The sequence below is a fragment of the Alkalihalophilus lindianensis genome, assembly GCF_032843265.1.
Lineage (GTDB): Bacteria > Bacillota > Bacilli > Bacillales > Bacillaceae_D > Alkalihalophilus > Alkalihalophilus lindianensis.
In genome coordinates this window covers 1-300 of sequence record NZ_JAWJBA010000167.1, presented here as the reverse complement: position 1 = coordinate 300, position 300 = coordinate 1, and the positions used below count along the sequence as shown (strand labels likewise).

Genomic DNA, 300 nt, shown 5'->3' with positions numbered 1-300 from the left:
AACTTTTGAAAATACTACAAAAGAAAATGGGAACCTCCATTATTTTTATTACACATGATTTAGGAGTGGTAGCGAATATAGCAGACCGTGTAGCGGTTATGTATGCTGGGAAAATCGTTGAAATTGGAACAGTGGATGAAATATTTTATAACCCAAAGCATCCATATACCTGGGGGCTTCTCGGAGCAATGCCTAATACTAACTATTATGGAGAAGAACTCATTACCATTCCAGGAACCCCGCCAGACTTATTGAGTCCACCTGAAGGTGATGCTTTTGCAGCACGAAATAAATATGCTA

1 protein-coding gene is annotated in these 300 nt (G+C 39.0%); it reads left to right on the top strand.

Translation table 11 applies throughout. From position 1 onward, the window contains the following. Positions 1 to 300, top strand: a 300-nt coding sequence (locus RYX56_RS21795) for an oligopeptide/dipeptide ABC transporter ATP-binding protein (protein ID WP_336623193.1), incomplete at both ends; no start/stop codon positions are given.